A 14122-nucleotide genomic window follows, 5' to 3' on the forward strand; every position below is an offset into this window, starting at 1 on the left:
TGATTGTTGCTTCATCCATGTGAAGTACCTTTTGTAATTATCCTCTGAAGGATAAATGAAAATTAAGTACTTACACAAAATTTAGAACAGTCCCTTTTTTGCTTTGACGAGCGTTGTGTAATAACCGTCCGCTACTGCTAATTCATTATCTTTAATTGCAGCTTTCACATATTGGGCCGTCTCGCCTTCAAGAAGTTTTCCTTTCTTTTCCTCTTCCCAAGTTGGGCAGTCAGCCACGACCATAAATCGCATCTTTTTACCCAAACGAATATCTGGATGAACCTGTCCAGCAAGGTCGCAACCGTTACATTGCTTGCAATCGCGCATATGCTCGACCAACGAAGCTCGCAGGAATGGCTCTGAGGTATCTGTGTATCTATCTGCTTTTACAGAATCAATAATTAATCCTGGTAATAGCCTCATTTGATCCTTTCGTCGTGAGAGGTCTTTCGCTGAAGGCTCACTAGGTTCAATGCTTGCAAACGCCCCAATTGCTCTGAGATTTTCAACGATTGTTTTATTCACTTTCGAGTTTGGTTGAGATGCTGCTTTCTCGAACTCGTCAAAGCTATCAAAACGTTTTTTTGGTGGAACTGAACCATCAGGACCATAGATCGGTGTGGTTTCACCTGTCTTTCTCGACTTCTTGTAGCGAACGACTTTCCAAGCCCGATTCTTCTCTCTCAATTTCACAATCGCTTTGGCAATCGTTTCTGAAATACCTTTAACTGCATTGAAAGGCGCCAAGATTTCAGTATTGGATTTAATCTTATAACGATCGGCTGAATAATTAATATCAGGAGGAAGAATCTCAATGCCGCATTCACGCGCATCTTTCACAAGTCCAGTGAGCTTATCTTCTGTATCAACCACGCTGAGACTTGCGGCAAAGTATTCAGCAGGGTAATGAACGCGAATATATGCGCACCAAACCGAAATGATTGAATACTCGACCGAGTGAGACTTGTTAAAGCCATATCCGGCAAACGCTTCGATCTTGTCAAAGATTTCACCTGCGAAATCTGGCTCTACACCTGATTTGGCTACTGCGCCGTCTACGAACTTTTGACGCATTTCGGCCATTTTGTCTTTGTCTTTCTTACCCATTGCTTTACGCAAACTGTCTGCTTCTGCATTGGTAAAGCCAGCAAAGTCGACCGACACTTTCATTACCTGTTCTTGATAGATAATGACCCCTAAAGTGTCTTTCAAAGCATCGATCATGTTTGGATGATCATACTCAACGTTTTTCAATCCTTGTCTAACGGCCACATAGTCATCAAGCAGTCCTGAATCCATCGGACCAGGGCGATAAAGAGCGGTTGCTGCGGAAATATCCTCAAAGGTCATCGAACCACTTTTGGCGATTTCCCTTAAAAGGTTTTTCATCCCCTTACTTTCAAACTGGAAAACACCTGTCGTTTCGCCCTTGGCAAATGCATCAAATGTTTTTGGGTCGTCTAGGGGAATAGACAGCAAATCAATCTCTTTGCCATGACGGTCCTTGATATATTCGCAAGCAATGTTTAATACATCTAAGGTGGCAAGACCGAGCAAGTCCATCTTGATCAATCCCCAATCCTCAACTACACGCTTGTCCCAATTGACGACTGGTGACTTTCCTCTAGTCTCGAGCACGGCTCGATTAACGATAGGTTCGCCTGCAACAACAATACCTGCCGCATGTTGGCCAAACGATTTCATTGTGCCTGCAAGCTTAGTTGCATGCTTCCAGATAACAGGATGTTCATTGCGGAACTTGTCTAGCTCAGGCACAGCGTCCGCAGAAGTATTCAGGTCAAGTGACGTTCCATGTTCTTTAAGCACAAGCTTGGTCGCACTTAATTGCATGTTGTTCAAACCGCTGATACGACCTGTATCACGTAGGGCTGAGGCTGAAGCTAGTGTTGAATAGTTCGAGATACCAGCGACATAATCTTCACCATATTTTTCAACAAGGTAATCAATCACCTTGTAGCGACCGCTTGAAGCGAAGTCCAGATCGGCATCAGGCAAGTCAAGACGTTCAGGATTGATGAAACGTTCGAAGATCAATCCAAAACGTATAGGATCAACGTCCGTGATCCCAAGCAGATAAGCGACTAATGAACCTCCAACAGAACCTCGCCCAGGGCCTACAATCACGCCGTTGTTTTTAGACCACATCACCAAGTCTTCAACGAGCAGGAAGTAGGACTCAAAGCCCATCTTTTTTAATATTGAAAGCTCATAGCCTAAGCGAGATTTATATACTGTATCTAATTCAGCTTTCGTTGGCTTATATCCAAGAATCTCTTTAGAAAAGCGTTTCTTCCAGCCTTCCAAGCATTTCGCGCATAGTGTTTTAAATTCGTCAGTGCTTAGCTTAGGTAGGGAAACTGGCTGCTTCTCAAAAATATATTGGCATTTGTCCACCAGCTCAGAAATATTCTTTAGACCTTCTTTCCAAGCTTCCGCTGAATTGACGCGCTCATATTTAGCCATACGCTGAATAGCAGCTTTTGTATGGTCTAAAATGAATTTTGGCTCTTTAAAACCAAAATCTTTTACGTATTGAATAGGACGATAGTGCAAATCAAGTTGGGTATTGGTTGCGATAGCGCTCAATACATCCAAAGTGTCCGCATCTTCATTCTCAAGATAGTTAAAAGGATAAGTGACGACGGTTTTAATTTTTTCGCGTTCATACGCCAAATAGCCTAAGTAGTTTAAGCGGTCGAACAATGGCGTATTGATCGGACTAAATTCAATATATAAATCATCACCAAATCTCGCTTTTAATACATTTAAAATTCTTTCGTGATCAGGGTGACTAAACAGACCGTACATATCACCAGTTGTTACGACCACATCTTCCAATTTGCATAGAGCATCCAGATCAGTACGGCTGTGGTATAGTAATATTGCTCTTTAGAGTTTGCGTCTGTAAGAAGTTTGAATAAGCCTTTAATGCCTTTTTCGCTTTTTATGTAGACTTTTGGGCAGAACATCAAGTTGCGTTTTTCAGCAATACCAGATGAGGCAGGGGGCTTACGATATTTAGAATCGTCATATACACGCAAACGACAACCAAACACCGGTTTGATATTGGCTTTGGTGGCTTTGTTCGAAAAATCTACCAATGCATGTAAGGACATGTCATCAACGATTGCGACCGATGAATAGCCTAAGCCTTTTGCAGCTTCGACAATTTTGTCTACCGTTAATAATGATTTTCCTATCGAAAAGTCAGATTGCACTGACATTGCGTGGTTTAACATAGAGAATCCTATACAACTAATCTCTTACAGCTATTAAATTAAAAATCATTTGGAAATTAACAATTTGGAAGACTCTTCTTTCGCAATCCCAAAACAGGTCAAAAGAACAAAAGCTAACGACACATGGCTTTGTGCAGTGTTTTCTTTCCAGTTGAGTTCTTCCATAAACGCTTTTTTTAGTTCACTGCGCGTATATCCACCCAAAAGAAGCTTTTCGACGGCAAGACTGAGCCAAACTGGAGTTTTTCCTTTCATGGCATTTTCGTTTTTGGCCAATCCATCCTTAATCTCGGTCACTAAACCGCTCTTAACTAAGGTCAATGCAAACGATTGAGCTTTTACAGGCAGCTTCACGATTAATTCCTGCTGTTCCGGTGTAGGCTCAAAAAAGACTTTCTCTACCTTGGTTGCTCGTTCAACGAGAGTCGGTTTCTTTGGTTGGATCCCACCCGAAGAAAGACTTTTGGCTGCATTCATTTCTTCACGTAAGGCTCTGCGTTTAGCTTCTTGCGCCATCCGAGCTTTTTCATGCTGTTTGAGTAAATCGTTTACATTAACAACCTGCTTGATCGCGTTAAGCGTTTCATATGATTTCTGCTCACAAGCCTCAAATGCCGGGCATCGTTGGCAATATTCGCTATCACGCGAAAAACATGAGATTGAACCAAAACAACCAAAAGCCTTTGCTTCAATAAAATCTATTCTTTCGTTTTCGTTTGATTTCATTTAAAACGCTCTCTTTTGCGCTATATACGCTTTTAAAGTGTTGAAATGATTTAGACAGCAACTCGCGTAACGGCTTCTTCAACTTCTTTCACAGCGTCACGAATGAATCGTTTTTCTTTGTTTGTTTCGGCTGTTTTCATGATGCAATTAGCCACAAAACTTAGATTCAATTTGCGACGTCTTGGTCCCCGCGATTCATTTTTCTCAGGCGTATTGAGGGAAAGCTGATATTTGGCTTCTTGTGCCAACAACTCTCTTTCAATGAAATCAGGCGGATTTAAGGTGAATTTGAGTAAAATTTTTGCGAACGGTGAAAGCTGCTGCATTTCTTCTGTAAGAGTCTGCATCAACTCATATGGGCCTAAAATATTTTGGCTCTGGTGATCAACAAAAACGTCATAATCACAGTCATCTTCACCATCACCCATACGATGCAAAATGTCGGACTCGTATTCCGTTCTGTTATCGCCCAAATGGTATTTTTTCAGTAATCTCGATACCATGTTGAGGCAAGCAGTAGTTAAATAAGTCGTTAATTTGCCTTTGCTTTCATCCCAAGTCTGAATCGATACCACGAAAACTTCACAGAAAATGGCATACAGCTCTTCAACGTCAATGCAATAGCCGACTGAGGTAAGTCGGCTAATATTCCGGTGTGCCAAATGACGAAGAAGCTTGTCATGATCTCTGAAAAGCTGATCTTGATTTCTTACCATAGCCCACCCCCAAAAAGTGTCCGAATTAACCGAACACTCGTTGAGCCAAGTCTTCCGCAACTTGCTGATCGACTTGAGTGAGCTTGTTAGTAAACGGCAATTTGAGACCGTGCTTGTAATCGTTACGACGCAAGCCAATCATTGCTGCGTTGATTAATGAACGTGGTGAGATGGTGTCGCTGATCTTAGAGTTTGCATATTGCTCGCGTACCAAGTTTGCATAATCCACTAACTTGTCAGCATCCTCTGCGCATAAACCTACACGTTTCTGGATAATCAAGGACTCATCTTCTTTCTTCATGTAGCTCTTATAGATCACTGAGCCAAAACGGTCGTAGTTCGCTGAGTTCTGTAAGTTAGTACCCTGATAAAGACCAGTTTCATCACCTGAACCGTTCGTGTTACCTGTTGCAGCAAAACGGAAGTTTGGATGTGGTTTGATGACACGGTTAGCTGCATCTGCTTCTTTGATATATAAAGGTTTACCTTCTAGTACAGCTTGATATACAGATAAAACGTTTGGTTGCGCGAAATCATATTCGTCAGCCAAATACATCCAGCCATGCTTCATCGCTAAAGCTAATGGCCCAAGCTCAAAGATGGTTTCACCATTTTTAACCGTCCACATACCTACAATGTGAGATTCTTCTGTATTTGAAGTGTGCTGAATACGAACAAGAGGACGGCCAGTTCGAGCTGCGATCTGGTCAAACATTTCTGATTTACCAGCACCTTTGTGTCCCCACACGTAAGGGTTGATGTTTAGCTCCAATGCAATCATGACATCCTTCAGCTCGTTCACGTTCCATACATACGTATCATTAATTTCTGGAATCATTTCCGGGAAGGCAGAGTTCTCAATGCATGAGATTGGAATCGGTTTACCTGAACCACTAAGCGCGCTTTTACCTTTCAGATCAAAGATTTCATGAAATGGTTTAGACACCACAATATCGTTTGGTTTTGCCTCGTTATTAGTAAGCGCTAACTTTACATTGTGGTTATTAGTAGACACTGTTGTTTCTTCCTTAGATGTTGAAGTATCTGTTGCTTTTTCTTGTTGCGCCTTTGCCAACTCTGCTTCTTTAGCTCTTTTCAGTTCAGCCTGTTCTTGCATCTTTTTCTGCGCTAAAGGCGACAATAAAGGGCTATCTGGATACTGTTTCTTGTACTCTTCATACGTAGTTTCAGGATGTTTTTCTTTTAAATGCTTAGCAATTACGTGAGTTTTTCCACCACAGATTTCACAGATAATAGGATCGTTAGACATTTATAAGCTCCAAAAACGGATTCGATCATTTATGAAAAAGTATCACTAACTGATATTGAAAGTTTATAAGATTGCATCATAAAAATAAATTAAGTGCTTACTAATATTTTATAATACCCAAATGATGCAATCTCCACCCAAATTCTACGCTAACAACATACTGCGTAAACGCGAGATTACTAGGCTAGGTAATTGCTCAACGTCATGAATCACCACATGTTTGTCATAGAATCTACGAACAGAATCATCTTCAATTCCAATACCAATGACGTCTACCTTGCTCTTCTCGATTTTCTTCACCACTTCTTTTAAGTGATATTCCAGATCTCGACTGTTACCTCCACCCGCAGGTGAGCCATCAGAAAGCACCATCATGATTTTACCTGCTTCCTTACGCCCCATTAGACGACGTGCAGCAATTTCTACACATTCACCATCAATGTTACTCGCCATTAAACCTGAGTGAGGAAGCCATCCAAATCGACGTTTTGTTTCAGTATTAATGCGCTCGTTGTAGCCTTTAATGACAGGCATATAAAGGTTTTCATAGCGTGAATAACTAACGCCATATTTTTTTTCTGCTTCACGAATTTGCTTTAAACGCTTGTGGTAAGTGGCTGAGTCTGTATGAGTAGTAAAGCAGATCACTTCATGAGGAATCTTGAGACGATCCAGAACATTTGATAGTGCGTAACTCGCAGCAGCGGCAGTATGGATTTTAGAACCGCACATTGAACCTGACATATCGACGACCAAGCTCACAGCAACGTCTTTGGTTTTTGATTCAACGCGCTTACGAAAAATTCGACAATCACCAGTTGAAGCCAGTCGTGCTAAAGATGAACTGTTTAATTTTCCTTGTTTTAATCCATTTTCCCATACAGATTTACTTCGTGCCTGAATTGCCCGCTCCATATCTTTCTGCATAGGACCAACCATTGAAGCTACCTTGTCTTCAAGACGTTTAAACATCTTGTCATCGTAATGAAGTTTAGGAACTTCAAGCGGTTCAATGACATCACCTTCATTGGTAAATACTGCGTATTTAGATTTTTTAACGTCCGCTGCTGTGCGTTGTGCAATCTTCTTGCTTAGTTGCTCACTGTAGTTGTTTTTGGTGTCTTTTAACGAGTCCAGAATTGCAGCCACAAATTCACTACGAGGAGGGGCACTCTTCTTATCGTCACTTTCTAGTGAATGCTTAACTGCATTAGGCCGTTGTTTAGCTTTTCCACCACTACCGCCTTCGCCTTCTTCATCTTCGCCCTCATCGGCACCAACAGCTCCACCTAGAGAACCACCTTCATCATCATCTTCTTCATTCTCATCTTTGCTATTGCCTACACCAGCGCTTTTACCTGGCGATTTTGGCACTGGTAAGCTGTCGCTATCTTCATCATGCTCGCTGTCAGGGAGTTCTGGCAATTCAGGCTCATCTTTCAGTACCTTATAGATACGCTGAGCCAAATCCATTGTGTCTTTTGTGGACTTTAATTTTTCAATCTCTGGCTTAAAAGGAGTAAGCATGTCCCACACAGGTTTAATATGCTTCATTTTGTCTTTTAAGTAATGTTCAAAGACTTCCTGACCACTTAACGCACGTAACATTGGCAACATTAAATGTTGCGTAATTTCTTCATCAGAAGCTTTTTCCTTTACAAGTTTTTGGTATTTATCGTCAATCAATTCATCAATGAAAAATTGGCTCGCATTTTTCATATTGATATTTGAACCGCGATATTTTTCAGCCATGCAACGTTCTACACGCGCTTCTTCTAACAATGAAGTTAAAGTCTTTACCTCTTCAGATCCTTTTAGCTTGAGAGAAAAATCGGTAAAAAGATACTTCGCTACCTCTTGATCAAGAAAACCTTGAACCGCATCAATCAGCGAATCTGGTGAATTGTCCGGAAGATATGGAAGGTTAATTCGCACAGGTTTGCCTGTCTTTGGATCCTTATGCACACCTGCCTCAATGCCTTCTTGTGTTACTGCAATATCAGAGTTAGTCAGTGCTTGGGTAACGACAACAATTGCTTGTCTTAAAATATGTATGCGCTCATTCATTTAAAAATCTCAATCTGAAAAAGTCATTATTGGATGTCTATATACAGACCTGACAGTATATTAACAAGTGCTTACTAATATTAAAAAGCATTATAAAAATATTTATTGAAAAATAAAGAGTGAAATTGGGGAGATTTTGAGTTTTAATAGAGGGTTTATTTTGACCGTGGCCAGCATCAAACCTTGGACACTAACCACAGAGAAGGGTCAAGTGAGGGATTTTTAATTATTTAGGTAGACTCATAAGACTATATAGCTAAGTTTAATAAACAAATTTTCGCCAAGTGCATTGTTAATCACAAGGAAATCACCGCATTCCTCATTTTTTTCCTTTAATTACATTAATTTGATTTCCCTCAAAGATCAGTTCAGAACCCTGCTCTGCCAAGAAATCTGCTACGGTTTCAGGCGTAATAACTTCAACACTTTTCGACATTTTTTACTCCTATACTCTAACTATCATACTTTTTTGACAAATAATTGGCTTGAATGAGGCTTATACTTCCTCTTGGTATCAGTCGATACGTTGTCATTATAGTATGATTGTCTGCATCAGCTAACAAATTGCCTGTACTTAAAATGAGCATCTACTCACCTATAGTCTGACCATTAGTTTAACCCAAAAATAAGAAAATATTAATCAATGCTTACTTACTAAATTTTTCCGTTAATTGTGACCGATGTCATGTTATCCAATCCTATACAAATCTGTACTTTTCTTGAACTTGGGTAAATCAGCACTTACTGATATACTTTACCTAAACCGCAAATATTTTAAGTCTATAATGTTGTATCGAGGATACATTCCGACATTATGACTTTATATCTATTAAGAATATTCTAAGGAAAACGTTACTATGAAATCAGCAGCTACTAACACCAAACGCAAACTAACTGTCGCCCAATATCTCGACGCTCAACTAAATGCATCGGATCTGAATCAGTCGCAATTGGCAGAGATTATGGGTATCAATCAAAACATGGTTAGCTTCATTGTTCGTGGTAAAAGCAAATTGCCTCTTGAACGTGTGCGCGCTATGGCTGAAGCTTTAAAAATCGATGCTAAAGACCTCTTCATGCGCTGCCTAGAGGAATACATGCCTCATCTGCTTGAAGAAATGGAAGCCATGATTGAGCAACCTCTTATTACTGATGCAGAATCGAATTTAATTAAACAAATTCGCGAAGCAAATGATGGCCATAATTTTGAGTTTTTCACTAACCCTAGACAGAAAGAAGCTTTTGATGCTTTCCTAGAAACACTTAAAGTCAACTAATCTGTTTTTATTCTTACTGCCCGATCAAGTTCGGGCTTTTTGCTATTCATACCCTTTAAATTACTGTTTTTAAATTTTTCTTTCATAGCTCCTCCTAAACTTGAAAACGTTACAAAATCAAGATTGTTATAGATTACCAATTTAAATCAAACTTTGAAATACCACTCTTAATAGAAAAGTACGTATACGACAGGATATGACGCCCTGCCTTTTTGCACCCCCAAAAAATATAATAAAATGTATCTTTTATTACATTTTTTATTTTTCGACATGTGGTAGACTGTTTTTATATCCTTTCCGTTTTTGGAAAAATGTAATAAAAAATTATTTGGTCGATTTATGGCAAGAACAACAACTGGAAAAGCCCCATATGTGTCAGAAGATGATCTTGAGATTACTTTAGCCACTCAAACGGGCGTAAATGCATTACGGAACAAATGTGTTTTGTATTTCTCACACTTCCTTGGGCTTCGCGCTAAAGAATTATCAATGTTAAAGGTCGGCGATGTTTACGACGTGAAGAAGGGCAAGCTGAAGGATATTATTCGATTGCTCGGTAATATTACTAAAGGCAACCGCTACCGTGAGGTATTCCTAGTCAATCCAATCGCTAGATCACTGGTAGAAGAATACATAACAAAAGAAAGACCAAAGGATCCCGACGCACCTTTATTTTTATCGCAGAAGGGCGGTCCATTCTCACCAAATAGCATGGTGACCATGATTAATAACTGTTATAAGAAGGCTGGTATTCAAGCAACCAGCCATTCCGGTCGACGTTCCTTTGCCACAAGGCTAATAAGAAAGGGCGGTGATATTTATTCAATTCAACAATTGATGGGGCATAGCTCAATCCTGACCACGCAAAAATATTTTGCATCGGATCCGGAATTGCTCCGCCAAGTTGCTGAAAAGTTAAATTAAAATTTCAAAAATCTAGTTTTGTGCAGCAGGCTTTGGATTTCAAAGTCTGCATATAGATAGGTTGCAGTCTCACCATTATCTAGGTAGTCATCCATTCGCTGCTCAAAATCTTTTTGGTTATAGAATTTTAATTCATTAATATCAAAGTGGTTTTTATCAAATTCAACGGCAACGGCTTCGTTTTCATTCATGAGCTCCAGAACCTTATTGGCACCTTGAATGCCGCCAAGCATATCAATTTCACTCTTTGCTAATTTAAATTCCTGATCATCCAACTCATCAGCAATCTTGTTTGCTTCTTCTAATGTTTTGGCACTCGTTGCATCAAAGAACACAACTTCACCATTTGCATTCTGAATCCAAGTACCTATTTCAAAAGTTCCATCTTCTAATTGTCTGATTTGATTCTGCATTTTAAGCCTATGAATTTATATGTAAGCAATTAGAACTATTAAACATTTTGTTTTAGTTAAATACAATCTAATTTTTAAATTAATAATCTATATAGATTTCTATATAGATTTCTACATAGCAATGAATACAAGTTTATACATTGTTATCTAGCGCATTTACTATTACACTACGATTTTCGCCAACGTTTATGTTGAGGATTTAATGAAATTATTGATCGCCAATTCAAAAGGTGGCGTCGGCAAAACAACTACGGCTACCAATTTGGCTGCATGGATTGCCAATAATGAAAAACAAGACGTAGCTCTTGTCGACCTTGACGCCAATAAAAATTCGGTTAAATGGGGTATTTATCGTCAAGCCCAAACTTTCATAGAAAAGACCGGCTCAATCAAAACTTATCATTTGTTTGGTCAACCAGAAATTGACAAAGTCATTCCAAAAATTGAAAGTGAAACACCTAACGTAATTCTCGATTGCGGTGGTTATGACTCTTCTGGCTTCCGTGAAGCGCTGCTTTGTTCCGATGCCATTCTTATTCCAACTCGCCCTAACCAAGCTGACGTAGAATCAACTGGGGAAATTTTGGAATTAATTGAAGAAGCAAATAATATCCGTGTAAATGAAAGGGACCTCGATCCACTTCATGTCTACATCTATATCACTCAAGTCCCGACAAATGCACGTATCACAGCTTTAGACGATGCGCGTAATGCGTTTAAAGAAGTTGAAGATTTTGCAAAAGTTCTCGATTCCGTAAATTACGACCGTATTGCATATTCAAGAGCTTATGGCATGGGTCTGGGTGTTATTGAGTTAAATATTGGTGCCTCTAAGGCAGCAGAAGAAGTAAATGCATTGGCTGAGGAGTTGTTCAAATGAGTGGACGTGGTGGATTATCATTAGGCAAAGCTGCAAAAGTACAAGCTGAAAATTCAAATGCATCCGATTTTACAAAGAGTGCTCCAGTACAAACTGCCACAGCAACGCCAGAAGCTAATGAAAAACCTGTAGACCTTGATAAGCTTGATGAACTATCAGGATTAAGCAAACCTAAAGAGAAAAAGGACCGTGAAGCGCCTTGGCGTCAGGGCATTAATATTGCTCCTGAAGACTTGAAATTAATTCAACGTCCTTTTAACAACAATATTAGCCAAGAAATGTACCTTCGTTTGAACTGGCTTAAATCTATCAGCTCCATTGGCATGGGTTCTAACAAGACCACTTTTACAACCATGCTCAATGAAGCTTTAGAAGAATATACGGCTCGTCGAATCAAAAAACTCGGCGACAATTATGACGTCTGACCAAGAAATTCAAACCATTCGTCATAAATAATATTCTCGTATTTTAGGGCAAGCAGTTTGAAGTCAAAACCAAAGGCTTCAAACACAGCTTGCTCTAAATTTTTGAGCTTTTCATGCTCCTTTTCCTCATTTGATTCCCAAAATAAATAGTTTGTTTTGATACTCACAGGGCAATTTTTAATAATTTCTCTCGCTAGTTTTGAGTTTCTAGCTGCCACATTGGCTTGTCTAACTTCCAAGTTTGTCACTTCATCAAGGCTTAATCCTGATTCTAATGAGAACAACACAGCCTTTCTTTCAACTTCCTTCAGCTTCAATAAACCAGCAATTAGGTTGCTCACCGTAATGGAATGATCTTTTTTTAATTTAAATCGAGCAATTTTTACCGAGTTGATTTGGCGGTTATAAATAGCGTCGTTGATCTGACTAACCGCGTATTCAATTTCCTTATCAATTTGACTTTCTTCATTTTTAAACTTGAATTTAGCAATTACGGCGTTTAATTGATAATTTGTAATTCTTTCAATGTGAGTGGTCCATAATTTCGTAGTTGCCAAATCGCTATTTTTAAGTGCAGGCAAAACACCAGGAACAGATTTTAGTAGCATAAAAAAACTCCGAAATTATTGAAATTATCGGAGCATTCTATTTTAGGAAATTTTAATTGTTCATCAAAATGCTTAGGCTATTTTATCTAAATGTCCTGCACGGCGCACATGATCTAAAATCGGCTCTAAGGCATCTTCAATCGTTTCATCATTCTGGATCAACATATCGTACTGGTTGATTTCGTTTATCCAATGAGATTCGACCTGAATCATGACTTCTAAACGTTCCGCAAGTTTCTGATCTGCTCGAACAATTAAACGTTGTAGACGGCTTTTAATATCAGCGTCGACAAAAACCCCAAGATATTTAATTTCATTTGCTTTCAGATAACGCTTAATCTTCTTATATCCATTTGGGTCGACAATAATTATGGCATTTCGATCATCTGGCAAGGTTTTGAAATTATCAATCGTTACGCCATATTCATAATTACCATGTTTATTTGTCTCAAGGAACTGATCAGCCTTTTTCAGTGCATCAAACTCTGTTTGAGTAATAAAGTGGTAGTGCAAACCATCAACCTCACCTTCCCGTTTCGGCCGTGATGTTGTGGTAACAATACGATTAAACCCATATTTCTCGGTCAGCGCGTCAGCAATGGTTGTTTTGCCGCTGCACGTTGTTCCAGATAACAATACAAACATCGTCATACCTCATAAGAAGAGGCGGTAGAACCGCCCCAATTAATCCCGATCAATACACTTCCAACCTTGGAAACTTCCGCTTGAATAAGGGATGCAATCTGTAAATGCATAGTAATCATATTGGAAACCAATCTTACGCGATTTCTTCTGTGTAGATGAAGAAGAAACAGGCATCGGTTTAGCAGGCGTTGTAACAGGCTTCACAGAACGAATCGTACTAGGTTTTGTCACAGTCTTAACTGGACTAGAACGAAAACTTGTAGTGGTCGGAGCGCGTGTGGACGAGCTGCTGTAAGACCGCGCAAAAGATGTCGAAGGACGAGCTGAGGATACAGACGCTGCTCTCGCTACCACCGCTGCATTCGCTTTAGCTCCGCCAATGCAAAAATACCCGATAACTGTAAGAATAATGGCAAATCCAATAGGGTGTGTTGACACTTTTAGCTTAAAAAAATAGCGAAGTAGTAAAATCAAATCGCCAAAACCAATTTTACTATTCGCTATGCCTCGTACCATGCTGACAGATCAACACTGGCAAAAGTTGAAAGTTATTCTGCGTAATTTATCCATTCACCACAACTCAAATTTACGCAATTTTATTGAAGCTATTCTCTATAGAATTAGAACAGGCTGTCCGTGGCGAGATATTCCTTGCTGTTTTGGTCATTCAAACTCTATTTTCAAACGTTTTAATCGTTGGTCAAGCAGCGGTAAGTTTCTTAGATTATTCAAATTACTAGCCTCATGCCCCGATATGGAGTGGATTTTTATTGATGGCACTCATGTACGTGCTCATCAACATTCTGCCGGCATAGCGAATCAATCTATTTCTAAAAGTCTAGGAGCAAACTCCACAAAAAAACAATAGATTGATGATGCACAAGGCAATCCTAATCATAACATTAATACCG

The 14122-nt window shown here is 39.5% G+C and carries 13 protein-coding genes and 1 pseudogene; 5 read left to right on the top strand and 9 right to left on the bottom strand.

All coding sequences use genetic code 11. The annotated features are described in order from the left end of the window. Positions 1 to 81 precede the first annotated feature (81 nt). The 6 genes from dnaE to ACOZB4_RS33955 form a co-directional block, all read right to left on the bottom strand. Entirely contained in the window at positions 82 to 2850 is a 2769-nt protein-coding gene (gene dnaE, locus ACOZB4_RS33930) for a DNA polymerase III subunit alpha (RefSeq protein ID WP_378171150.1), read from the bottom strand. Next, the gene (locus ACOZB4_RS33935; RefSeq protein WP_422759737.1) at positions 2841 to 3245 is read right to left on the bottom strand and encodes a PHP domain-containing protein; all 405 of its coding nucleotides are present in this window, start codon (positions 3243 to 3245) and stop codon (positions 2841 to 2843) included. The genes dnaE and ACOZB4_RS33935 overlap by 10 nt, the downstream gene beginning before the upstream one ends. Positions 3246 to 3305: 60 nt before the next feature. After that, on the bottom strand, positions 3306 to 3986 hold the full coding sequence (locus ACOZB4_RS33940) for a hypothetical protein (protein ID WP_000840050.1): 681 nt from the start codon (positions 3984 to 3986) through the stop codon (positions 3306 to 3308). 50 nt (positions 3987 to 4036) lie between these two features. After that, a complete protein-coding gene (locus tag ACOZB4_RS33945; RefSeq protein WP_000252085.1) occupies positions 4037 to 4702 on the bottom strand; it encodes a sigma-70 family RNA polymerase sigma factor in 666 nt (221 codons plus the stop codon). Between the two features lie 25 nt (positions 4703 to 4727). After that, on the bottom strand, positions 4728 to 5972 hold the full coding sequence (locus ACOZB4_RS33950) for an AAA family ATPase (RefSeq protein ID WP_109850683.1): 1245 nt from the start codon (positions 5970 to 5972) through the stop codon (positions 4728 to 4730). A gap of 144 nt (positions 5973 to 6116) precedes the next feature. Further along, positions 6117 to 8039 carry a cobaltochelatase CobT-related protein gene (locus ACOZB4_RS33955; RefSeq protein WP_001005719.1) on the bottom strand — a complete coding sequence of 641 codons (1923 nt, stop codon included), beginning with the start codon at positions 8037 to 8039 and terminating at the stop codon, positions 6117 to 6119. A gap of 857 nt (positions 8040 to 8896) precedes the next feature. On the opposite strand from ACOZB4_RS33955, the gene ACOZB4_RS33960 reads away from it, so the two are divergent. Both ACOZB4_RS33960 and ACOZB4_RS33965 read left to right on the top strand, forming a co-directional pair. Next, complete coding sequence (locus tag ACOZB4_RS33960; protein WP_000833467.1) at positions 8897 to 9316, top strand: helix-turn-helix domain-containing protein; 420 nt, start codon at positions 8897 to 8899, stop codon at positions 9314 to 9316. A gap of 339 nt (positions 9317 to 9655) precedes the next feature. Then, the gene (locus ACOZB4_RS33965) at positions 9656 to 10240 is read left to right on the top strand and encodes a tyrosine-type recombinase/integrase (protein WP_000124734.1); all 585 of its coding nucleotides are present in this window, start codon (positions 9656 to 9658) and stop codon (positions 10238 to 10240) included. On the opposite strand, the gene ACOZB4_RS33970 is transcribed toward ACOZB4_RS33965, so the two are convergent. After that, positions 10237 to 10653: a hypothetical protein gene (locus ACOZB4_RS33970; RefSeq protein ID WP_001180909.1), complete on the bottom strand. Its 417-nt coding sequence runs from the start codon at positions 10651 to 10653 to the stop codon at positions 10237 to 10239. The genes ACOZB4_RS33965 and ACOZB4_RS33970 overlap by 4 nt on opposite strands. Positions 10654 to 10855: 202 nt before the next feature. On the opposite strand from ACOZB4_RS33970, the gene ACOZB4_RS33975 reads away from it, so the two are divergent. After that, the gene (locus tag ACOZB4_RS33975; RefSeq protein WP_002125263.1) at positions 10856 to 11533 is read left to right on the top strand and encodes an AAA family ATPase; all 678 of its coding nucleotides are present in this window, start codon (positions 10856 to 10858) and stop codon (positions 11531 to 11533) included. Further along, on the top strand, positions 11530 to 11958 hold the full coding sequence (locus ACOZB4_RS33980) for a hypothetical protein (RefSeq protein WP_002125269.1): 429 nt from the start codon (positions 11530 to 11532) through the stop codon (positions 11956 to 11958). The genes ACOZB4_RS33975 and ACOZB4_RS33980 overlap by 4 nt, the downstream gene beginning before the upstream one ends. Here the strand turns inward: ACOZB4_RS33980 and ACOZB4_RS33985 are convergent. Together ACOZB4_RS33985 and ACOZB4_RS33990 are read right to left on the bottom strand one after the other, a co-directional pair. Further along, positions 11946 to 12566, bottom strand: a complete 621-nt coding sequence (locus ACOZB4_RS33985) for a hypothetical protein (RefSeq protein WP_002125265.1) — start codon at positions 12564 to 12566, stop codon at positions 11946 to 11948. The genes ACOZB4_RS33980 and ACOZB4_RS33985 overlap by 13 nt on opposite strands. A gap of 72 nt (positions 12567 to 12638) precedes the next feature. Continuing rightward, positions 12639 to 13211 (bottom strand): guanylate kinase, encoded by a 573-nt coding sequence (locus ACOZB4_RS33990; RefSeq protein ID WP_002125274.1) that lies wholly within the window; start codon positions 13209 to 13211, stop codon positions 12639 to 12641. A gap of 502 nt (positions 13212 to 13713) precedes the next feature. Here ACOZB4_RS33990 and ACOZB4_RS33995 point away from each other — a divergent pair. Beyond that, a pseudogene (locus tag ACOZB4_RS33995) lies at positions 13714 to 14076 on the top strand (transposase); the annotation flags it as partial. Positions 14077 to 14122: the final 46 nt, after the last annotated feature.

This window comes from Paenibacillus sp. NPDC058898, assembly GCF_049316025.1.
Classification (GTDB): domain Bacteria; phylum Bacillota; class Bacilli; order Paenibacillales; family Paenibacillaceae; genus Paenibacillus_AQ.